Annotated in this window: 23 protein-coding genes and 1 pseudogene; 5 read left to right on the forward strand and 19 right to left on the reverse strand. The window is 65.3% G+C overall.

Annotated elements, in window-relative coordinates; translation table 11 throughout:
• Positions 1 to 50 precede the first annotated feature (50 nt).
• The 4 genes from IPM84_22625 (at position 51) to IPM84_22640 (ending at position 3661) form a co-directional block, all read left to right on the forward strand.
• Positions 51 to 245 carry a hypothetical protein gene (locus tag IPM84_22625; GenBank protein ID MBK9095495.1) on the forward strand — a complete coding sequence of 65 codons (195 nt, stop codon included), beginning with the start codon at positions 51 to 53 and terminating at the stop codon, positions 243 to 245.
• Positions 232 to 489, forward strand: coding sequence for a hypothetical protein (locus IPM84_22630; GenBank protein ID MBK9095496.1), 258 nt, complete (start codon positions 232 to 234; stop codon positions 487 to 489). The genes IPM84_22625 and IPM84_22630 overlap by 14 nt, the downstream gene beginning before the upstream one ends.
• Entirely contained in the window at positions 468 to 2921 is a 2454-nt protein-coding gene (gene alr, locus IPM84_22635; protein ID MBK9095497.1) for an alanine racemase, read from the forward strand. Before IPM84_22630 ends, alr begins: the two co-directional genes overlap by 22 nt.
• An 83-nt stretch (positions 2922 to 3004) precedes the next feature.
• Positions 3005 to 3661, forward strand: coding sequence for a winged helix-turn-helix transcriptional regulator (locus tag IPM84_22640; protein MBK9095498.1), 657 nt, complete (start codon positions 3005 to 3007; stop codon positions 3659 to 3661).
• A 172-nt stretch (positions 3662 to 3833) separates the two neighbouring features.
• On the opposite strand, the gene IPM84_22645 is transcribed toward IPM84_22640, so the two are convergent.
• The 13 genes and pseudogenes from IPM84_22645 to IPM84_22705 form a co-directional block, all read right to left on the reverse strand.
• Entirely contained in the window at positions 3834 to 4115 is a 282-nt protein-coding gene (locus IPM84_22645) for a 30S ribosomal protein S20 (protein ID MBK9095499.1), read from the reverse strand.
• A 78-nt stretch (positions 4116 to 4193) separates the two neighbouring features.
• Positions 4194 to 4859: a DUF2085 domain-containing protein gene (locus IPM84_22650; GenBank protein ID MBK9095500.1), complete on the reverse strand. Its 666-nt coding sequence runs from the start codon at positions 4857 to 4859 to the stop codon at positions 4194 to 4196.
• A 1-nt stretch (position 4860) separates the two neighbouring features.
• Complete coding sequence (locus tag IPM84_22655) at positions 4861 to 5100, reverse strand: glutaredoxin family protein (protein MBK9095501.1); 240 nt, start codon at positions 5098 to 5100, stop codon at positions 4861 to 4863.
• Positions 5101 to 5108: 8 nt separating this feature from the next.
• Entirely contained in the window at positions 5109 to 5753 is a 645-nt protein-coding gene (locus tag IPM84_22660) for a TlpA family protein disulfide reductase (GenBank protein MBK9095502.1), read from the reverse strand.
• Entirely contained in the window at positions 5746 to 6567 is an 822-nt protein-coding gene (locus IPM84_22665; protein ID MBK9095503.1) for a sulfite exporter TauE/SafE family protein, read from the reverse strand. Before IPM84_22665 ends, IPM84_22660 begins: the two co-directional genes overlap by 8 nt.
• 161 nt (positions 6568 to 6728) lie before the next feature.
• Positions 6729 to 7445, reverse strand: coding sequence for a cytochrome c biogenesis protein CcsA (gene ccsA / locus IPM84_22670; GenBank protein ID MBK9095504.1), 717 nt, complete (start codon positions 7443 to 7445; stop codon positions 6729 to 6731).
• Positions 7446 to 7487: 42 nt separating this feature from the next.
• Positions 7488 to 8159: a heme exporter protein CcmB gene (locus tag IPM84_22675; protein MBK9095505.1), complete on the reverse strand. Its 672-nt coding sequence runs from the start codon at positions 8157 to 8159 to the stop codon at positions 7488 to 7490.
• A gap of 25 nt (positions 8160 to 8184) precedes the next feature.
• Positions 8185 to 8904 (reverse strand): ABC transporter ATP-binding protein, encoded by a 720-nt coding sequence (locus IPM84_22680; protein MBK9095506.1) that lies wholly within the window; start codon positions 8902 to 8904, stop codon positions 8185 to 8187.
• Positions 8901 to 10823, reverse strand: coding sequence for a cytochrome c (locus IPM84_22685; GenBank protein MBK9095507.1), 1923 nt, complete (start codon positions 10821 to 10823; stop codon positions 8901 to 8903). The genes IPM84_22680 and IPM84_22685 overlap by 4 nt, the downstream gene beginning before the upstream one ends.
• A gap of 20 nt (positions 10824 to 10843) precedes the next feature.
• Positions 10844 to 11314 (reverse strand): cytochrome c maturation protein CcmE, encoded by a 471-nt coding sequence (locus IPM84_22690; GenBank protein MBK9095508.1) that lies wholly within the window; start codon positions 11312 to 11314, stop codon positions 10844 to 10846.
• A 78-nt stretch (positions 11315 to 11392) separates the two neighbouring features.
• Positions 11393 to 13839: pseudogene (locus IPM84_22695) on the reverse strand (copper-translocating P-type ATPase).
• A gap of 17 nt (positions 13840 to 13856) precedes the next feature.
• On the reverse strand, positions 13857 to 14063 hold the full coding sequence (locus IPM84_22700) for a heavy-metal-associated domain-containing protein (GenBank protein ID MBK9095509.1): 207 nt from the start codon (positions 14061 to 14063) through the stop codon (positions 13857 to 13859).
• 29 nt (positions 14064 to 14092) lie between these two features.
• A complete protein-coding gene (locus IPM84_22705) occupies positions 14093 to 14371 on the reverse strand; it encodes a metal-sensitive transcriptional regulator (protein ID MBK9095510.1) in 279 nt (92 codons plus the stop codon).
• A 1358-nt stretch (positions 14372 to 15729) separates the two neighbouring features.
• Between IPM84_22705 and IPM84_22710 the strand changes: the two genes are divergently transcribed.
• A complete protein-coding gene (locus IPM84_22710; GenBank protein MBK9095511.1) occupies positions 15730 to 16680 on the forward strand; it encodes a hypothetical protein in 951 nt (316 codons plus the stop codon).
• Between the two features lie 103 nt (positions 16681 to 16783).
• On the opposite strand, the gene IPM84_22715 is transcribed toward IPM84_22710, so the two are convergent.
• From IPM84_22715 to IPM84_22740, 6 genes are all read right to left on the reverse strand, one after another.
• Positions 16784 to 18544, reverse strand: a complete 1761-nt coding sequence (locus IPM84_22715) for a hypothetical protein (GenBank protein MBK9095512.1) — start codon at positions 18542 to 18544, stop codon at positions 16784 to 16786.
• On the reverse strand, positions 18456 to 19589 hold the full coding sequence (locus IPM84_22720) for a DNRLRE domain-containing protein (GenBank protein ID MBK9095513.1): 1134 nt from the start codon (positions 19587 to 19589) through the stop codon (positions 18456 to 18458). Before IPM84_22720 ends, IPM84_22715 begins: the two co-directional genes overlap by 89 nt.
• A gap of 194 nt (positions 19590 to 19783) precedes the next feature.
• Positions 19784 to 20023 (reverse strand): DsrE family protein, encoded by a 240-nt coding sequence (locus IPM84_22725; GenBank protein ID MBK9095514.1) that lies wholly within the window; start codon positions 20021 to 20023, stop codon positions 19784 to 19786.
• On the reverse strand, positions 20024 to 20224 hold the full coding sequence (locus tag IPM84_22730; protein MBK9095515.1) for a hypothetical protein: 201 nt from the start codon (positions 20222 to 20224) through the stop codon (positions 20024 to 20026).
• Positions 20224 to 20502 (reverse strand): hypothetical protein, encoded by a 279-nt coding sequence (locus tag IPM84_22735; GenBank protein ID MBK9095516.1) that lies wholly within the window; start codon positions 20500 to 20502, stop codon positions 20224 to 20226. Before IPM84_22735 ends, IPM84_22730 begins: the two co-directional genes overlap by 1 nt.
• A gap of 514 nt (positions 20503 to 21016) precedes the next feature.
• Complete coding sequence (locus IPM84_22740; protein ID MBK9095517.1) at positions 21017 to 21592, reverse strand: DUF4287 domain-containing protein; 576 nt, start codon at positions 21590 to 21592, stop codon at positions 21017 to 21019.
• Between the last annotated feature and the right edge of the window lie 54 nt (positions 21593 to 21646).

Consider the following 21646-nt stretch of genomic DNA (forward strand, 5'->3'; position numbering starts at 1 on the left):
ATCGCGCCCTGTGTGAATTTGCCGCCCGGCTGACCCATCAGCAGCGCAGCATGGGGCCGGCCAACCTGGATGCGCTGCGGACGATGGGCCTCGATGATCGCGCCATTCACGACGCCGTCCAGGTCATCGCCTACTTCAACTACATCACCCGTATCGCCGATGCCCTGGGCGTCGAACCAGAGAGCTTCATCCCGCCCTGGGGAGAGCCAGACCAGGCGCCCAAGCATCACCATGATCGAACTTAGCGACCTCCTCGACGCCACGCACGGCCGCCTGCTCGGCCCGGCGTCGGCCACACGCTTCAGCGACTTTGCCTTCGACACCCGCACCCTGAACGGCCAGGCCGCCGATCCCGGCCCGCTCTTCGTCGCCATCAAGACCGAGACCGGCGACGGTCACGATTACCTGGAACAGGCGCAGCAGGCCGGGGCAACCGGCATCCTGTGCGAGCAGCGCCGCCCCGCCCCTTGCCCATCACCTGCATCCTGACGCCCGACACCCGCCAGGCCTTGCTGGCCTACGCCGGCGCCATCTGCCGCCTGCGGCCGCTGGAAGTGATCGCGGTGACCGGCTCCAGCGGCAAAACCACGGCCAAAGAACTGATCGCCGCCAGCCTGACCGGCGCCACGGCAGACGCCGCTGACGGCCCGGTCTTCCGCAACCCTCACAGCTTCAACGGCCGCTTTGGTCTGCCGATCGCGCTGGGCCGCCTGCAGCCCTGGCAGCGGCGGGCCGTGCTCGAACTGGCCGCGGATGAGTTTGGCGAGATCGCGCTGCTGGCCCAGGTGACGCGGCCGACCGTGGGCCTGATCACCGCCGTGCATGAAAGCCACCTCGATGTTTTTGGCAGCCTGGACGCCATCGCCCGGGAGAAAGGCGCCCTCCTGACCGCGCTGCCCGCGACCGGCCTGGCTCTGCTCAACGCCGATGATCCGCGTGTGCTGGCCCTGGCGCCTCTCAGCGCCGCGCCGGTGCTGACCGTCGGCCTGAGCGCGGCCGCGGACGTGCGCGGCGTGGTGCGCATCCCCGCGCCCATCGTCGCAGCAGCCGACGCGCAAGACCAGCCGGCCGGCGAAATCGAAGTGACCTTCAGCCCGGCTGCGCAGGCGCGCCTGCCCCTGCCGGCGGCCGCCGTGCGCCTGCCCATGCGCCTGCTGGGCGACCATCAAGCGCCCCTGCTGCTGGCAGCCCTGGCGGTGGGCCTTTTCTACGGCCAGCCGCTGGACGCCATCCTCGCAGGGTTGGCGGCTTGTCGGCCGCTGCCCGGCCGCCTGCGGCCGCTGCCCGGGCTGGCGGGCGCGGTGCTGCTGGACGATTCGGCCAACGCCAACCCCGCCTCCATGCAGGCGGCGCTGACCACCCTGGCCGCCGCGGGCCGGCCGGCCTGGGCCATCCTGGGCGACATCGGTGACCTGGGCGCGCACGAGGTCGAGGCGCATCGCCGGCTGGGCAGCCAGGCCGCGGGCGTGGTCGGTCAGCTCATTGCCATCGGCGACCGCAGCCGGCGCCTGGCCGAGGCTGCGGCCGCGGCCGGCCTGCCTGCGGAGCGCATTTTCCACACCTACAGCAAGGCCGAAGCGGTCCGCCATGTGCAGGAGATGTTGGCCGCGGTCAGCGCCGATCCGGACGCCCAGCCGCCGGTCATCCTCATCAAGGGCGGCCGCGCCCTGCGCCTGGAGGAGGTGGTGGCCGGCCTGCTGGCGCCGGCGGCCGCGGCCCAGGCGTCAGCCCTGCTGGTGCGCCAGGATGCGGGCTGGCGCCAGGTGCGCCTGGCGCGGCCCGACCGCCCCACCTGGCTGGAGGTGGATCTGGAGGCGATTGCGGACAATCTGCGCATCCTGCAGCAGGTTGTGGGGCCAGGCGTGGACATCTGCGCGGTGCTGAAGGCGGACGGCTACGGGCATGGCGCGGTGCGCGTGGCGCGCACGGTGTTGAACAACGGCGCGCGGCTGCTGGCCGTGGCCTGCCTGGCCGAGGCGATCACCCTGCGCCGCGCGGGCATCGCCGCGCCCATCCTGATCCTGGGCTACACCCCGCCCTGGCAGGCGCGTGACGTGGTGCTCAACCGGGTCACGCCAACCGTCTTCGATCTCGATTTTGCCCAGGCCCTGCAGCGGGCGGTCAGCGCGCTGGACGCCGGCCAGCCGGGCCGCAGTCTGCGCACTGCGGCCGGCTTTGCCCTGCACGTCAAGGTGGATACCGGCATGGCGCGGCTGGGCCTGGAGCCGGACGCGGTCATGCCGTTCATCCAGGCCCTGCACGAACTGCCCGATCTGTTCGTCGAAGGGATTTTCACGCACTTTGCCACGGCCGACAGCGCGGACCAGACCTACCTGCGCTGGCAGTTGGGCCGCTTCCAGGCGGTGTTGGAGCAACTGACGGCCCAGGGCCTGCGCCCACCCTGCGTCCACGCGGCCAACTCCGCGGCCACGCTGACCCTGCCGGCCAGTCATTTCGACCTGGTGCGGACGGGCATCGCGCTGTACGGTCTGCAGCCAGGGCCGGAGACGCCCCTGCCGCCGGGGATGCGGCCCGCCCTGCGCTGGAAGAGCACCGTGGCCCAGGTCAAACGGCTGCCGGCCGGCGCGTTCGTCAGCTACGGCGCCGCTTACCGCACTGAGTGCGAGCAAACGATTGCCGTGGCGCCGGTGGGTTACGCGGATGGTTTTCGCCGGACGCCCTTGACCTGGCCGCCGGTGCTGGTGCGCGGACAGCGCGCGCCCATCGTCGGCCGGGTCACGATGGATCAGACGATGTTGGACGTGACGCACATTCCCGGCGTGCGCGCCGGCGACGAGGTGGTGTTGATCGGCCGCCAGGGCGCGCAAGAGGTGACGGTGGATGACGTGGCCGCGGCGCTGGGCACTATCAACTATGAAGTGGTGAGTGAAATCCTGGCCCGCGTCCCGCGCGTGGTATAATGTATGATGCATCTTGATGATGCAAGCGAGAGCGCCTGCCCTGTGGGCCGCGATGAAACCGATGAAACCGATGAAAGGCAAGCATGGCGATCATACTCCTGGTGGTGACAAAGCGTGCCGATTTTCCGCGTGCCGATTGGCGCGCGCTGGCCGAACATCAGATCGAAGTGATTCATGCCAGCTCACAAGCCAGGGCTTGGGAGGCCATCGCGCAGGCTCAGCCCGATTTTGTGCTGCTCGCGGCCGCGGCCACACGCCTGGTGACGCGTCCATTCATCGAAAAGGTGCGCCAACTGGCGCCTGAAGCCGGCCTGATGGGATTGGCCGACGCGGAATGGCCGCTGGCGCCGCTGCTGGATCATCTGCTGCCCCCATCTGCCACGGACTGGGACCTCTTGCGGGCCATGCCGGCCGTCAAACGGATGCGCAGTAACCACATCCTCATCGTCAGTCCCATCAAGCTCGACACGCAGCAGCGCCGGCTGTGGATCGGGCAAGATGAACATCACCTGACGCCCAAGCAGTGTTGTTTGCTCGGACTGCTGATGCGCCGCCCTAATGAAATTATCACGCGCCGCGAGTTGATGGAACAGGTGTGGCAAACCGCCTACCTGGGCGATACCCGCACGCTCGATGTGCATATGCACTGGCTGCGCAAGAAGATCGAAGTGGACCCGAAAGCGCCCAAGATCCTGGTCACAGTGCGAGGGCAGGGGTTCAGCCTGCGCGGCCCGGCGTAGGAGGGGATGGCTAGGAGACCGGAGATTGGGGATCGGAGATTGGGGATCGGAGATTGGAGACCGGAGATTGGAGATTGGAGATTGGAGATTGGAGAGAGGGGGACGCAAAAAGCCCATTTCACGCTGCGATGGGCGTGAAATGGGCTTTGCTGTCGAATGAATCGGCGCTAAATCAGGCCGCCGGGCGAGCCGCAAATGTCCGGTTGTACGCCAACATGAGGCGAGACTTGCGCCGGGCCGCGTTGTTGGGGTGGATGACGCCTTTACCTGCCGCCTGATCCAGGGCACTGACAGCCATGCGCAGGGCTTCCTGTGCTTCGATTTCGTTTTTGCCGGTCAATTTCACCCGCGCACCCTTGAGATAGGTGCGCATGGAAGTCAGGACCAGGCGATTATGCTGATGTGCCCGCTCATTGCGGCGAATGCGCTTCAACGCAGACTTATGGTTAGCCACGAACTCTCCTCCAGAATCTTCTAGTTACCGCTTAGTGATAGCAGGTTAGTATAGTCGAACACCCTGGTTCTGTCCAATTTACGAGGCTACAGCGTCGAGGCTTTGCAACGCGTCGGCCATGGCGTCTTGAATGTTGGGGTAGGCCAGCCACGCCGACGCCAGGCCAAAGAGGGCGCCGGTGGCCGTGCGTAGAAGATAATTGCTCTCGCGCCAGCCAAAAAGCTGCGTCAAACCATCCACAGCAATCGGCGCCAGGAAGATCAGATAGGTCTTGATGGTCAGGCGCGGCAAAACGACACGGCCGCGCAGGAGACCAAAGACCCAACCCCCCAGCAGCACTGAGCCATAGATTGCCAGGTCACGCTGGCAGAGCGCGATCTTGTAGCCAAATTGCATGTCGCCCAGATAGAGCGGCCGCTCCAGGATGCTCGGGCCTGGCAGCACGCCAGCCGCGGTCAGCTCGGACAAGGAGTAGAGGGGCTGCGGGCCGAACAGAAAATAGGAGCGTTCGGGCAGCTCATGGCACAACAGCCGATAGAAGGCGTAGATCAAGCGGGCCGAACGTTCATGACCGCTTTGCATGAGGATGGGCGCGGCGACGGGGACAGCCAGGTAGAGAATCAGCAGGACGCTGAAGAGCAGCAGCCAATGGCGCGCAATCCAGGCCACCATCCCATTGACGGCGCGCGTCAAGCGGTCCGGCGGCGCGGGGACGCGATCAGCCAGCGGGCCAGGTGTAGACATCTCAGGCAACCTCCTCAAGCTCTTGCAGCAGTTCTTCCATGTCAATCGGCGCGAAAAAGGCGCGGGTAGGGGTCTCGATCACCGGGATCAGGTAGCGAAAACGCTGCCAGAGCGCCGGATCAGCCGTGATGTCCACCTCCTGCACGCGGATGCCGAGGCGGGCGGTGTGGGGGCGCAATTCCCAGAGCACTTGCTCGCACAGGTGACAGCCGTCCCTGTGATACAGGATGATTGTGGGCATGGCGGGCGCTACAGGATGGGCGCCAGGTTCTTCTCGATCAGCGACGGCGTGAGCACGCCCAGCCAGCGCGCGCTGACCTTGCCGTCGCGGTCAATGAAGAACGAACTGGGCATCACGCGCACCTGGTAGGCCCGCGCGGCCGTGCCATCATCCATGACGATGGGCAGCGCCATGCCGAACTCCTCGGCAAACGGGGTGATTTTTGCGGCACTCTCTTCCAGGTTGACGGCGATGACCACAAAACCGGCCTCTTTGTGCTTCTCATAGGCCGCCACGATGTCGGGCATCTCCAGGCGGCACGGTCCGCACCAGGTGGCCCAGAAATTGATGAGGATCGGCCGGCCGCGCAGGTCGCTGAGGCGCACCTCCGCGCCGTCCGCATAGCGCATGGCAAAATCGGGCGCCGGAGAGTTGGCCGTGGGCTGCGCCTGATCGTTGTTGATGTCATCGGGCATCGCGGCCGTTGCCAGGTCGTCGGCCGGCTGGGCGGGCACGCGCAAGGTGCGTTCACCGCCGGCCGTGGGCGCGGGCGCGGGCGCGGCGCAGGCGCTGAGCGTCAACAGCAGCAGGCCGCTGAGCAGCAGGCGCAGGCCATGACCCCGGCTGCGGTTCCAGGCGAACAGGGGGCGTTGGACGCGGTGCAGGTTAGCCATTGCGAGTTGTGAACTCCGTCAGCCAGGGGAGAAGCTCTTGCAGCCGCGCGCCGAGCGCGCCGAGCTGATAGGTGAAGAGCAGGTAACCGATATAGACCAGGAAAAGGCCGCTGATGAACGAAATGATGCCCAGGTAGGCCCGCGCCCGGCGCAGCGCGCCGGTCATGGATTCGAGCAGCAGGCCGGTGAGCAGGAAGGGGATGCCCAGGCCCAGGGAATAGGCGGTGAGCACGACGATGCCGCGGGTGACTGAATTGGCAGAGGAAGCGGTCAGAAGAATCGTGCCCAGGATCGGCCCCACGCACGGCGTCCAACCGGCAGCGAAGAAGATGCCGACCAGGAAGGAGGAGAAGAATCCCAGGCCGGGCCGGGTCTGCACATGCACGCGGCGTTCGGTGTAGAGCAGCGAGTTGAACCAGCCCAGGACCGGCAGCGCAACCTGGCCCACGGCGCTGTCGCGCCAGGCCGGTCGCGCTTGAATGGCCCGTTCCAGCGCCGTGAACAGCCCCATCATGTGCAGGCCGAACAGGATGACGATGACGCCGCCGACCCGCTGAATGGCGTACACCTGTTGATTGAGCAACTGTCCGAGGGCGCTGGCAGTGGCGCCCAGCAGGACGAAGATGGCGGTGAAGCCCAGGACGAAGAAGATCGCGTGCAAGAAAGTGACGTAGCTGTTGCGCTCCGTCGTCCCCACGGTGGTCACAGCGGTCCCGCCCAGGTAGCCGATGTAGGCCGGCACCAGGGGCAGCACGCAGGGAGAAACAAACGAGATGAGGCCGGCCACAAACGCCGGCACGATGCCGATGTCCATGTCGGGGCTATTCCTCCGCGCCGCCGTGCAGCGCCTGCCATTCACGATCGGCCGCCTGGAAGCGGCGCAGCAGGCTGACGACGACGAAGGCCACGATGGTAAGTGCCAACAAGTAAGCGGCAATCAGATATGACATAGGTTTTTCCTGGTTCTCCTGGTTATCATGACGCGCTCTGCTGTTCGCGCAGCGCGGCCACGCGGTCGCGCAACTGCTCCAGCCGCACGCGATGAATCATCAGGGTGATGAAGAGAAGCGTATAGACGATCATGCCCGCGATCATCGCCAGGCGAATGCTCGGCCCCATGGCGAAGCTGCCCTCCGCGGCCGCGTTGTCGCCCCCCATGACCATCGGGTGGATCGTGCGCCACCAGCGGATCGAAAAATAGGTGAGCGGCACGCCCATGAAGGCAAAAATGCCATACACGGAGGCGAAGCGCGCACGCTGTTCTGGATTCTCCACCGCGCCGCGCAGCATCAGATAGGCGATGTACAGGAGCCAGACGATGGCCGACGTGGTCAGGCGGGGATCCCAAGTCCAGTAGGTGTTCCAGGTTGGTTTGGCCCAGATCGAACCGGTGATGAGGGTGCCGGTGGCAAAGGCGATGCCCAGTTCCACGCCGGACAGGCCGATCGTGTCCCAGATCTTGCGGCGCGTGATCAAATAAAGGATGCCGGCCACAAAAGTCGCCAGGAAGGCCAGGCCAGCCGCCGCGTTGTTGCCCATATGAATGTAGAAGATGCGCTGGGCCGCCTGCTCTGCACCCTGCAAATTGGCCGCGGGCGGCGCCCAGATCAGCGCCATATAAAGGAAGATGACCAGGGCCACGCCGGTGATGATATTCAGAATGGTGAGGGGAAGACTGCGCTGTGCGGTCATGTACGGTTTCTCTCCTCTCTCTGTGATTCTCGCTCTTTCTCGCTATTCTTCGACAATGAAATCAAACGTCATGAACGACGCCGCCAGGTACATGATGTCGAACACCAACAGCACCTGGAGCCAATTGCTCAGCTCAGCCAGGGTGTCGCCGTCCAACAGACCGCCGGTGGCGCGCACCCCCGCGATGATGACCGGCACCATGACCGGCAGCAGCAGGATGGGCAGGAGCACCTCGCGCGCACGGGTGTTGACCGCTAACGCGGCGAAGATGGTGCCCACCGCGGCAAAGCCAATCGTGCCCAGCAGGACGATCAGCAGCACGGCCGGCGCCCACAGCGCCACGTTGAAAAGCACGCTGCACAGGGGAATCAAGAAGGCTTCGACCACCAGTATGAAGACCAGGTTCGCCAACATCTTGCCAAAATAGATCGCGCTGCGATCCACCGGCGTCAGCAACAGGCCTTCCAGACTGCCCTTGTCCTTCTCCAGAGCGAAGGAGCGATTCAGGCCCAGCACGCCGGAGAAGCTGATGGCGACCCACAGGACTCCCGGTACAACCTGGACGGCGTTATCCACGCGCAGATCGAAGGCGAACTGGAAAATGATCACCGACAGCAGCGCGAAGACGAACATGGCGCTGAAGATGTCCTTCGTGCGCAGCTCGGCGGTGACATCCTTCCAGAACACCGCGGCGATTTTTCTCAGATAACGCATGCCTGCCCCATCCTGCTGCGCCTGTTCAGGCCGCCGCGGTGTGTGTTCGATAGATTTGCTGAAAATCGGCCGCGCTGAGCGCAGTGGACAGCCCTTCGTAGCGAATTTTGCCGCCGTTGAGAATGACCGCCCGGTCGGCCCAGGCCAACCCTCGCTCCAGGTTGTGGGTGGTCAGCAGCACGGTGCGACCGCTGCCCCCCACCTCTGCCAGCACCTGGCGCAGCATGTCGGCCGCGGCCTGATCCAGCCCGGTGTCCGGCTCGTCCAGCAGCAGAATGGGCGGGTCGTGCAGGATGGCCCGGCCGATCGCCAGGCGCTGCACCATGCCGCGCGAAAAGGTGCGCACCGTCTCCAGCCGCCGCGGCCACAGGCCCACGCGGCGCAGGACCTCTTCGGCCCGGCCGGCCAGGTTGGGCACATCGTACATGGCGCCGTAGAAGGCCAGGTTCTCCCAGGCCGTCAGGTTGTCGTAAAGCAGGGGGGCATGGGTGACGACGCCCAGGTAGCGCCGAATCTCATCGCCGGCCTTGCGCACATCCACGCCGCCCAGAAGCACATCCCCGGCGCTGGCCTTGCTCAGCGTGGCGATGATGCGCATGAGGGTGGTTTTGCCGGCCCCGTTCGGCCCCAACAGCGCCACCCGCTCGCCTTCGACCAGGGTCAGGTCAACGCCGCGCAGAACCTGCTGCGCGCCAAAGGTCTTGCGCACCTGACGGACTTCGATCATGGGTGCAGGACCGCTCATGCCGCGCCAGCCTGGGCCGCGGCTTCAAGATCGCGCAGCATCTGTGCCACGGCCAGCAGATCGGCCTTCAGGCGGCCGCGCTGCGCCGCATAGTCCGTCTCAGGGATGTTGCCGCTGGCGTGGCGATCATCCAGCCGGGCAATCGCCAGGATCAGGCCCTGGCGGCGGCGCTGCAGGGCGGCGACATCGGCCCCGGCGGCAGCAGGGATCTTTTTGTCCTCGTCTTCATCGCCCTCAGCCTCGGCGATGCGCTGGCGCTGGCGCACGGCGTAGTAGAGCACGCCGAGCAGGCCCAACGCAGCAAATACCGCAACGCCGACAGCCAGCCAGGGTGAATTGGCCTGCGTCGCGGCGGCCGTTTCCGGTGACCGATTGAAGGGAAGATTGGTCAACTTCAACTCAATCGTCTTGCCGGCCGGCACCTCTGCGGCGGTGAAGTTGAAATAGGTGGCCTGCTCCACCTGACGCGCCGGGCCTTCCTGCAGATCCGGGCTGCTGACCTGCGCGCCCACATCGGCCACCAGCACGTTCAGGCTGCGCAAAGGGACGGCCACCGGGTGCTGCAGATCGAGAGTAAGGGAGGTGAACGGGATGACGTAGCGCAGCAGGGTCTGGCGCACGCCTTGTCCAGGCGGCAGCGGCAGGGTGTCGGCCGCGCCGTCTGGCGTGAGCTGGTAGCGGCGGCCAAGATCGCCATCGTCGAAGCTCAGGTTCTGGAAATCAGGGGGCAGCGCAAACGGCAGCACGCTGCGCCCGGCGTCATCGTCCTCCGACACGGCGCCGACGTAGACGCGATCGCTGTTGTTGCTCCAAATGTAAAGCTCCGCCATCAGCAGATTGGACTGGTCGAACTCCAGGAACCAATGCGCCCGCTCCACCGCCAGCACGCTGCTGTCGTTGGTCGGCTCGTAGACGGTAACGGAGCCATCCTGCACAGGCGCTTCGGCCGTGAACGTCATCACACCGGTGCTGTAGGGCACATCCTTGAAAGAGAGGTTCGCCACGTACAGCCAGCCCGGGTCGGTGTTCAGGCTATCGAAGCGGTAGAGGCCGGTGACGGAGGTGGTGCTGCTGATTTGGGTTGCCAGATCGAAGTCGTCGAACACGCTGAGGGTCACGGTCAGGCCGGCGGTGACATCGCCCTGCGGCGTGTCGTTGGTCACCACGCCGCTGATGGCGCCGTTGCCCGGCGCAAACGTGCGCGCCTGCAGCGGCGGCAGCGTCCAGGTGCGCACAAACTCCAGGCTGGCCCAGCGCTCCGCGTCGCTGAGATCGGCGACGCGGCTGTGCGCGGACGACTGCAAGGAGTCGAACCAGTCGCGCTGGCTGCGGTTGGCCGTGGCATCCAGGCTGGTCAGGTCGAGCAGGTCGGCGCCGGCGTCCGGGCCATCGCCCTTGCCGGCAGCGCCATGACAGCCGGCGCACGCCGCCTGGTAGACCGCTTCGCCCTGCTGCAGCTCGGCGGGGTCGAGGTGCAGCGACCAGACGTAAGCCAACACATTCCAGAGGTTCTGATCACTGGTGCTTTGAGCGAAGGGCGGCATGAATCTTTCGATGCGGCCATTCTTGGTCACCGCAAAGAGATCGGCCGGCGTCCTCCCCCACATCGCTGCGGTGTCAGCAAACTGCGCGGGCGGGAATTGCAGTTGTGCGGCCTGAGGCCCGTTGCCCATCCCAGTTTCGCCGTGACAGGGCGCGCACTTCTCCAGGTAGATGGGCAGGCCGGCGCGGGCATCCGCGGGCAACGGGGGCGTTTCCTGGGCCGGGGGCGCTGCGGCCGCGGGCGTGGAGAGCAGCAGCCAGGACGCCAGCGCCAGGAGCAGGCCGGCCGTCGTCAGGAGCGCCAACCAGGGGCGCAGATCGAACAGGCGACGGCCCGCTGCGCCTGGCGTCCCATCCCGGCCCGTGTTTCGGTTCAACGCGTCACACCGCCGTTCGTTCAACTGATCTTCTTGACTTCTTGGGGCGCTTCTTCATAGCGCGAAGGGCACTTGAGCAGCAAGGTGTCAGCATCGAGGACGCCGTCGGGCCGCAGGCGACCTTCGACGATGGCAACCGAGCCTTCACGCGTCATGTTGTCCGGCTGCACGCCATGGAAATGGACTGGCAGCTTTTCGCCCGTGCCCCGCTGATCGAGGATGGTAAAATCGAGGTTGAAATTGGTGGGGTCCCAGCTCACCGTGGTGATCTCCACCAGGCCGCTGACGCGCACCTTGCGGTCCATCAACGCCGCCTGCTGCGCCTGCACCTCACCGACTTCCTTGTAATAGGCGCCTTCGCTGCCGATGACGGAGATGATCAGGTAGAGAACGACCGCGGCAATGAGCACGCCGCCGAAGATGAACTTGAGCTGCTTGTTCGCGGTGCGACTGCCGCTCTGGATGCGAGAAATGGCAGAAGATTCAGCCATGTAAGCTACCTCTTTTCAGTATAGGTTCGATCGTACGGGAATTATAGCATCTTATCATTGGCCTGTCAACGACAAAAATCACCGCCTGGCGTCGAAGGCCTTGAGGCGCAGGGAGTTCGTCACCACGAAGATGCTGCTGAAAGCCATCGCGCCGGCGGCCAGCACCGGGTGCAGGCGCAGACCGAACAGTGGATACAGGGCGCCGGCTGCAACCGGAATCAGGATGACGTTGTAGAAGAAGGCCCAGAACAGATTCTGCTTGATGACCCGCATCGTGCCGCGGCTCAGGGCCAGCGCACGGGGCACGCCACGCAAATCACCGCTCATCAGGGTAACGCCGGCCGTCTCCATCGCCACATCCGCGCCGGTGCCGATCGCAATGCCCACGTCGGCCTGCGCGAGGGCAGGCGCATCGTTGATGCCATCGCCCACCATCGCCACCAGGCGCCCCTCTTGCTGCAGGGCCTTGACCTGCGCTGCCTTGTCGCCCGGCAGCACCTCCGCCAGCACCCGCTCGATGCCCACCTGGCGGGCAACGGCCTCGGCCGTGCGCCGGTTGTCGCCGGTAATCATCACCACCTGCAGGCCCAGCTCGTGCATGCGGGCAATGGCCGGCGCCGATCCCTCTTTGACCGTGTCCGCCACCGCGAACACCGCGGCCGGCCGACCGTCCAGCGCCGCCAGCATGGCCGTCTTGCCCGCGGCCTGCAACTGCGTGACTGTCGCAGCTATTTCACTTATGTCAATCTTCTCCTGCTCGAACAGACGCACGTTGCCCACCAGGATCGCCTTGCCCTGGACGCTGGCACGCACCCCCATCCCGGCCAACGCCTCGAAACGATCGGGCGAGACCAGCCGCATCCCCTCCGCCTCGGCCGCCCTGACAATGGCCTGACCCAACGGGTGCTCGGAGCCTTTTTCCGCCGATGCCACCAGGAACAAAACCTCTGCCCTGGAATCCTGATACGGCCCGGCAAGCACCAGATCGGTCATGGCGGGCTTGCCGTGGGTGATCGTGCCGGTTTTATCCAGCACCACGGTCGTCAGCTTGTGGCTGCGCTCCAGCGCCTCGCTGCTCCTGAACAGAATCCCACTCTCCGCACCTTTGCCGGCGCCCACCATGATCGCGGTGGGCGTGGCCAGGCCCAGCGCGCAAGGGCAGGCGATCACCAGTACCGCGATCATGTAGACCAGCGCCTGCGTGAAGCCGACCTGGCCGACAAAATACCAGCCCAGGAAAGTCAGCGCCGCGATCGCCAGCACCACCGGCACGAAAATAGCCGAAACCTGGTCGGCCAGGCGCTGGATCGGGGCTTTGGAGCCTTGCGCCTCCTGCACCAGGCGGACGATCTGCGCCAGCGCCGTTTCGCGGCCCACCTTCGTCGCCTCGAACTTGAGCATACCCTGGCTGTTCAGTGTAGCGCCAATCACCAGGTCACCCGGCTTCTTGTCCACCGGCAGGCTTTCGCCGGTCAACATGGACTCATCCACGGCCGAACGGCCTTCGACCACGATGCCATCCACCGGAATCTTCTCGCCGGGCCGCACGATGACGTAGTCGCCGCTGCGCACCTGCTCGACCAGGATTTCGATCTCTTGACCGTCGCGCACAACGTGTGCGGTGCGCGCAACCCCATCAGCGCCTTGATCGCGGCCGAAGTGCGCCCCTTGGCGCGCGCCTCCAGCAGCTTACCAAGCTTGATCAGCGTGATGATGACGGCCGCGGTCTCGAAATACACGTGATCGCCCAGGCCATGCCAGCCGAACAGGCTGCCGATCAGGATCGCCAGGCTGTAGAAGTACGCAGCCGAAGACCCCATCGCCACCAGCACATCCATGTTGGCCGAGCCGTTGCGGATGGACTTCCAACCGCCGCGATAGTAGTCGCCGCCCACGTAGAACTGCACCGGCGTCGCCAGCGCCAGCATCAGCCAATGCACCCACTCGCCGTGCGCCCACATGCCGAGCAGATTGAGGTCGCGCGCCATGCTGAAGAGGAAGAGGGGCGCGGCAAACGTCACGCCCACCCAAAACTTACGCGTCTGGTCCGCGATTTCCGCCTCGCGCGCGGCCGCTTCAGCGTCTTCCAGCGCCTCATCGCCCGTCGTCTGCACCACGCCATAGCCCGCCTTTTCCACGGCCTGGATCAAATCCTGACGGTTGGCGACGCCGGGAATGTAGACCACGCTGGCCTTCTCACTGGCGTAATTGACATTGGCCTCGACGACGCCCGTCACCTTGCGCAAGGCGCGCTGCACCGTGTTCGCGCAGTTGGTGCAGGTCATACCGGTGATGGGCAGGTCAACCGCAGCCTGGGGCACATCATAGCCCGCGTCGCGAATGCGCTGCACCAGTTGATCTTCCTTGAGCAGGCCGGGGTCGAAAGTAATCACCGCGCGCTCGCTGGCATAGTTCACCAGCGCGTCGGTCACACCCGCGGTCCGCTTCAAGGTGCGCGTGATCGTATTGGCGCAGTTGACGCACGTCATGCCGATGACCGGCAGACTCAGTTCTTTGGTTGACATGGCCCGTTTCCTGTAATTTACTTCTCAGCCGGGTAGCCGATTTCCACCAGGGTGGCTTCCACCGCGGCCAGGCGGCTGGCATCCACCACCTCGACCATGACGGCCTTACTGCTGACATTGCCTTTGACCGAGGTGACGCCGGCCACATCCTTCAGCTCGCGCTCGATGGTGTTGACACAGTGATGGCACGAAATGTTCGGTACTGAATAGGTCTTGACTGTCATTGTTGGAATCCTTTCGACGATCTTGCTTGTTACAGTTTACTGCCGGTCTCGAAAACGTGCAGGAGTTCGCCCAGGACGCGCTCCCGCTCCTGCGAATCATCGCTGCGCACCGCAGTAATCACGCAGGAATTGAGATGGTTGTCAAGCAGCAGGCTATTGACCCGATCGAGCGCCTTCTGCACGGCCTGCACCTGACTAATGACATCAATGCAGTAGTTGTCATCAGTCACCATACGCTGAATACCGCGCACATGGCCTTCGATGCTCTTCAACCGGCTCAGGACCTGCTCTTTAGTCTGCGCGTTCATGGTTTGCTCCTGCTCTAACCCCCACCCCCCACCGGGGGGGGGCATAGGTTCATTGTAACACCATTCGCGAGGGATGTCAACCAGGGATCCAAAGAGGAAAAAAAGGCTGCCCGGCGGGGGGGCGCGCGCCCGCCCCGGGGGGGGGGTTGGGGCCGAAAACCCCGGGGGGGGGGGGGGGTGCGGGGGGGAGCGGGGGGGGGGGTTTTCGGGAAAGGGGGGGGGCCGGGGGGGGGGGCCGGGCCGGGGGGGGGGGGGGCCCTCGCCGGGGGGGGGGGGGGGGGGGGGGGGGGGGGGGGTGCCCGGGGGGGCGTGCGGGGGGGGGGGGGGGGGGGGCCCGGGGGGGGGGGGGGAGGGGTGGGGGGGGGGGGGGTGGGGGGGGGCCGGGGGGGGGGGGGGGGGGGGGGGGGGGGGGGGGGGGGGGGGGGGGGGGGGGGGGTGGGGGGGGGTGGGGGGGGGGGGGGGGGGGGGGGGGGGGGGGGGGGGGGGGGGGGGGGGGGCGGCGGGGGGGGGGGGGGGGGGGGGGGGGGGGGGGGGGGGGGCCGGGGGGGGGCCGGGGGGGGGGGGGGGGGGGGGGGGGGGGGGTGGGGGGGGGGGGGGGGGGGGGGGGGGGGGGGGGGGGGGGGGGGGGGGGGGGGGGGCCCCGGGGGGGGGGGGCCGGGGGGGGGGGGGGGGGGGGCGGGGGGGGGGGGGGGGGGGGGGGGGTTCGCGGGGGGGGGGGGGGGGGGCGGGGGGGGGGGGGGGGGGGGGGGGGGGGGGGGGGGGGGGGGGGGGGGGGGGGGGGGGGGGGGGGGGGCCCGGGGAGGGGGGCGCCGGGGGGGGGGGGGGGGGGGGGGGGGGGGCGGGGGGGGGGGGGGGGGGGGGGGGGGGGGGCTGCGGATATTTGCCACGCTGGGCCATGTGTGCTAAACTGGCTCCATTCTATCTGAAAGGGGGCGCCGTCAGGCATGACAAATCAAGAGTTCTCCTCACCTCTCTGCTTCGATGCGTGCGCCCTGTGTCTGCGGGAGTCCTAACGGCTTCTGTTCACAGTTTCAGCCTGACCTCTCACGGCCACGGGTGCATATTCGACCCGTGGCCGTTTTGTTTTCCTGCTCCAGCCACAGCCTGCGCCTGCGCCCCGACGCACCTGCTGGCCCGAACTGCGCCAGGCACAGACATCGGCATCCGCTAAAGAATCTGCGCGGCCACGGGATTTGATTCCTGTGGCCGCTTTTTTTTGCTTACCGCCGCAGGGCGATGCCACAGCAGTCTGTCCACAGAGGTTTGGCCACGGCACGACCTCTGCCTTGATCTGACCTCTTGTGTCGCTGACACAAGAGGAAACATGAACACCGACCGTACGATGGAGCATCAGAACGATGGATTTACGTTCTTACGAAGACAATGAGGGATTCATCCCCTACCTCGTGCCCGACCGACGCGCGCATCGGGCAGAGAGAGGGCAACGCGAAGCGCGTCCGCCGCAACGGCTGCCCGTAGTCATCCCTGAGACCGCGGTCATGATCAGTGACGAGAATGAGATGGTCATGACCTTCGGCGCGGGCGCCAGTGAGGAAACATTGCTGCAGACTGCGCTGGGCGGTTTCTACCGCGACCATGTGATTACCGATGTGCTGGCGCGCGTCAAAGGCGGCAAGGAGGCCAACGTCTACTGCTGCCAGGCGCATCCGGGCACCGGACTGTCGCTGATTGCGGCCAAAATCTACCGGCCGCAGGCGCATCGCACCATGCGCAACGACGCCATCTACAGGGAGGGGCGTTTGATGTTGGACGACGAGGGTAAGGGCATCATGCGCGGCGCGCGGCTCAAGCGCGCCATCGCCAAGAAGACCGATTTCGGCCGCGAGGTGATGACCTTCTCCTGGATCGAGCACGAGTATGACATGCTGCAACTGCTGCACGCGGCGGGCGCGGACGTGCCCCGGCCCATCGGCCATGTGAGCAATGCCATCCTGATGGAGTACCTGGGCGATGTCAACGACCCCGCGCCCAACCTGAACAGCGTGGTCTTGAGTCGGACCGCCGCGCGGGTCATGTTCAAGCGCCTGCTGTGGCATGTGGAGCTGATGCTGAAGCACAACCGCATCCACAGCGACCTGTCAGCCTACAACATCCTGTACTGGGAGAGCAAGGCCGTGGTGATTGACTTCCCGCAGGCCGTCGTGGCGCTCACGAATCCCCACGCGTTCGACCTGCTGCAGCGCGACATCGAGCGCCTGTGTCAATACTTTGCGCGCTACGGCATCCAAGCCAACGCCCCCGCCCTGGCCGCCCGCCTGTGGCAAGACTTCATGGAAGCCAGGCTGTAAGACAGCCACGGCCCGCACATTATCCTCCCCTTGCGCAGGCTGGCTGCACCACAAATCGTCGGGCAAGCCGCAATTGCACGACACAACAGCCAACTGCAGTCGCCTAATGTTGCACCACCGGCAGGAACACCTGCAGCGGCGTCAGTTCATCCTCCGGCAGCACGGTCACTTGCACGGCTGCCGAGGCGGACGCGCCCTGTTCATCGGTAGCCGTGACGGTGATGGTGTGGCTGCCGACGCTCAGCCCGACGACCGTAAGCTGCGCGCCGCTCCCCAACGGGCCGCCGAGGCTCGATTCCCACCGCACCTGGTCATCGTCCAGGTTACCGGTGTCAGCGTCGTAGGCATCCGCCACCAGGGTCAACGTCTGCCCGGCCATGATGACCACAGCGCCCTCCGGCTGCACGATGGCGACGGTCGGCGCCAGGTTGGGCACGACGAACGTGCCATCGGACATGTCGCTGGCGCTGTGAATGCCATCGCTGACCCACACCCGGAAGCGCGCCGCCGTGCCCGCGCTCAGGTTGGCGCGGGGAATCTGCGCGCTGGTCCCGGTGATACTCTGCGTGACCATCTGCCAGGTAACGCCATCGTCGGGCGTGAATTGCACGGCAAAGGTCAGCGGGTCACCGTCCGCGTCGGAGGCGCTCCAGGTGACCGTTACAGGGCCGTCGCCGGGCGTTTCGCCGCGGTTGGGGGAAAGCACCGTCACGGTCGGTGAATTCGCGCCGGCCGTGACGGTGCTCAACACGTCGCCGTCCGGCCCCTCGATGTCAACCCGCACCGTGCCCGCCACGTAGGGCACCAGTTCGCTGATGCTCAGCAGCTCAACCTCCCGCGGGTCGGATGATTGCAGGAGCGGGCCGCCCTCCATCTCGGTGGGGGTGAAGGGGTAGCGCGCCAGCTCACCGTCGTCAGTATCGCGCAACACGATGGCATAGGGGCCGGGGATAGGCGGCGTGATCTCCGCCGCGTTCGGGATGACGTACAACGACTCCAGGGCCACGGCAGCCGTCGCCGGGTCAATGCTGCCGCTCACCAACAGCCGATCGGTGGCCGTCGCAGCAGTCAGCAGGCCCCTTCTGCTCTGGAACCGGTCCAGCAGCGCCTCAAAGGTGAAATCGCTGATCCATTCGTTGGCGCAGTAGGTCATGACGTCGGTCCAGGTTGGTCCGTAAACCGTCTGGGGGCCGGCGTCGAAACCGTAAAGCGCAGTTGGCCCTGTCAGCACCGGACTGATCCGGCCGCCTGGGTAGGGGTAGCTGGGGCCGCCCACTGCGCCACAGAAGTTGGCATGGCGCCGGCCAAAGGAGTGCGCCAACTCGTGCCCGCCGTACCAGTCGCCGTAGCTGCCATCGGTATCCCAGCCCCCCGCGCCGCTGCCGGTGGGGCCAGAAGCGACCTTGCCAGGAATGGGCGCGCACCCGCGCATGAACGCGATGGTATCATCCACCATGCCGTAGTAACGCGTGGATGATGAGATCTTGCCGGTGAGGTAATCGAAGTCCCACAGCAGTTTCAGTTTGAAGTTGACCCCGTTGCACGTGGGAGAAGTGGACTGCCAACTTCCCTGCCCCGTGTTGGGGTTGACGACCCATTGCCGCGTCATCGTACCCCAGTACAGATCCCTGGCGACGAACTCGATTTTCGGGGTGGGATAGGCCCGCCGTAGCCAACTCATCAATTGGGTCACATGGTTCTGCGCCGGGTAATAGGTGGTTCCCTGAAACGTGTAGCCGATGCGGAAGATGACGATGCTCAGGCCAGGGGCGGTCTCATAGCTGACCTGCGCCGAGGCGAAGTTGTTGGCCGGGGTGGAGTCGGCCACGCCGGCCAACGTCTTGACCTGCGCATTCAGGCTCACCGTGCCATAGCGGAAGGTCTCCGGCAGGCTCGAACAGGAACGCTTGCCCCACGGCCCCGCGGTTGGGCGAGGGTGAAACCAAAATCTTGCCCAGGACGCCGTTGATGGGCGTCAGCACGGCCACGGCGTCCCCGCGCTGGACGGTGAGCTTGGCGGTACCCCAGGGCGACCCGCTCATGCCGGAACGCACGTGGAAGCGCACGAAGGTGCGTTTGCCGGCGACCAGGCGCACGCTGTTGTTCAGGTCTTGCACCGCCTGCGTCACTTCCAGGCCGGTGGCAATCAGGTCGGCAAACTGGAGCGGCGGGGCCGTGGGCGTGCGGGTTGGGGTGCGCGTGGGTGTAGGCGTGCGGGTGGGTGTGCGGGTCGGCGTGGCGGTCAGGGCCATCGTCGCGGTGGGCGTCGCGGTGGGTGCGTTCAGATGATACTCGACATAGAGCAGCGGTTCCTGGCCACTGAATTCACGCGCGGAGAAGTCGCGCAAGCCGGGGGCGGCGCCATCGCCGCGCAGCAGGAAGCCTTCGTTGGGCGCCAGGCCAGTCAGCCAACGGTCCACGATGCGCAGCACATCCCAACGCTTGAGGCCGGTCGCCTGATCGAGCGCCATGGGCGGGTCGTCTCGATAGGTTGCCGGCGGCCCTGTGCGCCAGGTGGTCGCCATTTCATCCCAGGGCGCGTTGACCTCGTCCACGTAAATGACAAAGCTGGCCGACTCACCGGCCGCGCGCTGATAGAGGCGCAGCTCGGCCCGGTCCAGGATGGCGCCGGCCGGGATGCCAGCAAGATCGAAACGCACCAGGAGGTGGGTCTCCGTGGGCACGCGGCGGTCAGTGCGACCGACCGACAAGGTGCGGCTATCGCCGAAGTTGGCCGCGGGGTCGGCTTCATCCAGGTAGGTGTCGCTGACCGCAATGAGCGTTGCCTCGGTCAGCGGCGCAGGGGACCGGCGGTCCTGGGCCTGGATCGGCGATGAGACGGCCAGCGCCGCCGTGACTATCAGCAGCGCAATCAGCAGGACAAGGAGCAGTCTACGCCATGTGATCATATCGCCCTTCTCCTCAAGAACAGGCCTGCCTCAGGGCAGACGCGGAGGGTTCGCCAGCGGTTGAAGAAATCATTCAACCCCATCCCTGAGCCTAGAAGGCGCTTAGGTGGTGGTGGCGTCGGTGGTAACGACTTGTTGGGCGCGCCCCTGTTCAGGAGTCACTTCACCGGACACTAGCCGCGCTGGCTCCACTTCTAATAGGTGAACATACGCTCGTGTTCGAGCGAAAGTCGGACGAGTACATTCGGCAGAGCGAACTCTACTGGCTTGCCGCTCAAGTCAGCCTCGGTTACGCCACGCCCTTTGCTGGACATCCCCGACAGATAAAAGCGTCCACCACCCGCGACGATGGCGTCGTAGAGTTCGCGGAGCTTGCCTGTGCCTAAACCCACGAGGCTGTCCAGCACTGCATCGCGGATCAGCTGAACGGCCACTCATTTGACTTTACGACGTTTGGTGGATTTGCCTTCGGGGCGCGTCAACTGTTCAACATCCAGTAAGTCTTGGGGACGCCCTGCCGCACGTTTGGCCGCGATGAGGTCTTGCCGGGCAATGAACGGCACCAACAACCCATCGAAGTCCACCTCCGTACGTCTCGGCCAAGCTTCAGCGAAGACCGCACCAGGAATACCCATCAAGATATCCACGCGTACGGTGGCACACCCATCTGGTAGAAGTAACCTTCTTGGGCGAAATCGGCTTCGGTCAAATCCGTCAAAGGCGCGCCGAATTCGCGCAGGGCGCGATAAACGGCTGTAGCGTTAGTCGCGTCGGCGCTAATCCAGAGATCCGGGTCTTTGGTGTAACGCGGCTCGGCGTACTGAATCAGCGCATAGCCGCCGATGACCAGATACTTAACCTGGTTGGTGTTGAAAAGCCTCAACAGATCGCTGAAGTCGGAGTTGACGAACATCGCCGCCTTTAACCTTGTTCGCGTGGACGATCAGTTCCCAGGTGGCGTCGAAACGCGCCTGGGCTGGTTGGTCTTGCCAGAACTCGAGGTCGAATGACCGGTCAAGTTTGGTCAGTTTGCCGTATCGCTCGACGAATCCTGTTCTCATCGTTCGCTCTCTGCTGGCGTGGGGGAAGTGCGTTGATTCATGGCATTCTCGCCTAGCATTATACTTCAACGGCGAGTCATGCGCCATTTTGCCGGTTGTCCACTGTGTTACATTGGCCGCCCAACGTTCCGCTTCACCCGCTTGCGTAGCGCAGCGAAGCGAAGCGGAACCGAGCGAAGCGAATCAGGTGCAAGCCGGGATTATTGAGCGGCGTTCTCCGCCCCGTTTCGCAATTCATCTAAGCAGAAAAAAGGTAATGACGAAAGGGGCGGCCGCGGCGCCTAAGCCCAAGAGGGAGACTGCTATTCCGGTTGCCGACCTGGCTAAGGTGTGGCTACCGCCAGGCACAGATCCGGCGCGACAGGGTTATCCCGCGCTGTCGTAGGCTTGTCTGATCCAGGTCATGAGCTCTTCATCAACTTCCTTTGCATCGGTGACGTCAACTTTGTACTGACACATACCGCCCACTGGCAGCGCAACTAATCGCGCTGTGGGCTCAACGCCCTTCATGTTCAATCCGACTTCGACGCGCGTCTTGGTGGCCGGACCGATCATGGCGAACTGTTTTTTGCGACGCAGGCTGACGTATGTTTTCTTCGGCGCAATCTCAAATGGCCCGAGCCTGGCAATGGCTGCCATCAGCGTCTCATGAATTGGCAGCAGGTCGGCTTTGGCGCCAGCATAGAGCGCGTTCACGGCATCATCGGTCGTTGCCACCGCAGCTTGTGCGGCGCGTTCACCATCGGATTGCAGAAAGGTGAGGGCGAGCCTGTTAGCGTCACCATGCCCCATACCAAGGTCGCGCTTGAGCAACTCCAGGATCTCACCATGCTTGGTCAGGCCGCTCTTCCGAATGAGGGCGTATAGCTCGTCGAGCGTTTTCCCGGTTTTCGTCTGAATGTTCTCGAGTTGAGTCTCAATAGCTTTGTCAACACTGTTCATTTGTCGTCTCCTTTGGGGATATTCAAGCCTTCTATCAGGGCGAATCCCACCGGT

Origin of the sequence: Candidatus Amarolinea dominans (assembly GCA_016719785.1) — a bacterium.
GTDB classification, from domain to species: Bacteria; Chloroflexota; Anaerolineae; order SSC4; family Amarolineaceae; genus Amarolinea; species Amarolinea dominans.

What these genes read in the sequence shown, in the direction of transcription:
- IPM84_22630 (MBK9095496.1), top strand. Translation starts at nt 232, where the DNA reads ATGATCGAACTTAGCGACCTCCTCGACGCCACGCACGGCCGCCTGCTC.
- IPM84_22640 (MBK9095498.1), top strand. Translation starts at nt 3,005, where the DNA reads ATGGCGATCATACTCCTGGTGGTGACAAAGCGTGCCGATTTTCCGCGT.
- IPM84_22665 (MBK9095503.1), bottom strand. Translation starts at nt 6,567, where the DNA reads ATGGACATCGGCATCGTGCCGGCGTTTGTGGCCGGCCTCATCTCGTTT.
- IPM84_22680 (MBK9095506.1), bottom strand. Translation starts at nt 8,904, where the DNA reads ATGAGCGGTCCTGCACCCATGATCGAAGTCCGTCAGGTGCGCAAGACC.
- IPM84_22690 (MBK9095508.1), bottom strand. Translation starts at nt 11,314, where the DNA reads ATGGCTGAATCTTCTGCCATTTCTCGCATCCAGAGCGGCAGTCGCACC.
- IPM84_22720 (MBK9095513.1), bottom strand. Translation starts at nt 19,589, where the DNA reads ATGATCACATGGCGTAGACTGCTCCTTGTCCTGCTGATTGCGCTGCTG.
- IPM84_22650 (MBK9095500.1), bottom strand. Translation starts at nt 4,859, where the DNA reads ATGTCTACACCTGGCCCGCTGGCTGATCGCGTCCCCGCGCCGCCGGAC.
- IPM84_22730 (MBK9095515.1), bottom strand. Translation starts at nt 20,224, where the DNA reads ATGGGTATTCCTGGTGCGGTCTTCGCTGAAGCTTGGCCGAGACGTACG.
- IPM84_22710 (MBK9095511.1), top strand. Translation starts at nt 15,730, where the DNA reads ATGGATTTACGTTCTTACGAAGACAATGAGGGATTCATCCCCTACCTC.
- IPM84_22740 (MBK9095517.1), bottom strand. Translation starts at nt 21,592, where the DNA reads ATGAACAGTGTTGACAAAGCTATTGAGACTCAACTCGAGAACATTCAG.
- ccsA (MBK9095504.1), bottom strand. Translation starts at nt 7,445, where the DNA reads ATGACCGCACAGCGCAGTCTTCCCCTCACCATTCTGAATATCATCACC.
- IPM84_22625 (MBK9095495.1), top strand. Translation starts at nt 51, where the DNA reads ATGGGGCCGGCCAACCTGGATGCGCTGCGGACGATGGGCCTCGATGAT.
- IPM84_22700 (MBK9095509.1), bottom strand. Translation starts at nt 14,063, where the DNA reads ATGACAGTCAAGACCTATTCAGTACCGAACATTTCGTGCCATCACTGT.
- IPM84_22735 (MBK9095516.1), bottom strand. Translation starts at nt 20,502, where the DNA reads ATGTTCGTCAACTCCGACTTCAGCGATCTGTTGAGGCTTTTCAACACC.
- IPM84_22660 (MBK9095502.1), bottom strand. Translation starts at nt 5,753, where the DNA reads ATGGCTAACCTGCACCGCGTCCAACGCCCCCTGTTCGCCTGGAACCGC.
- IPM84_22655 (MBK9095501.1), bottom strand. Translation starts at nt 5,100, where the DNA reads ATGCCCACAATCATCCTGTATCACAGGGACGGCTGTCACCTGTGCGAG.
- IPM84_22675 (MBK9095505.1), bottom strand. Translation starts at nt 8,159, where the DNA reads ATGCGTTATCTGAGAAAAATCGCCGCGGTGTTCTGGAAGGATGTCACC.
- IPM84_22705 (MBK9095510.1), bottom strand. Translation starts at nt 14,371, where the DNA reads ATGAACGCGCAGACTAAAGAGCAGGTCCTGAGCCGGTTGAAGAGCATC.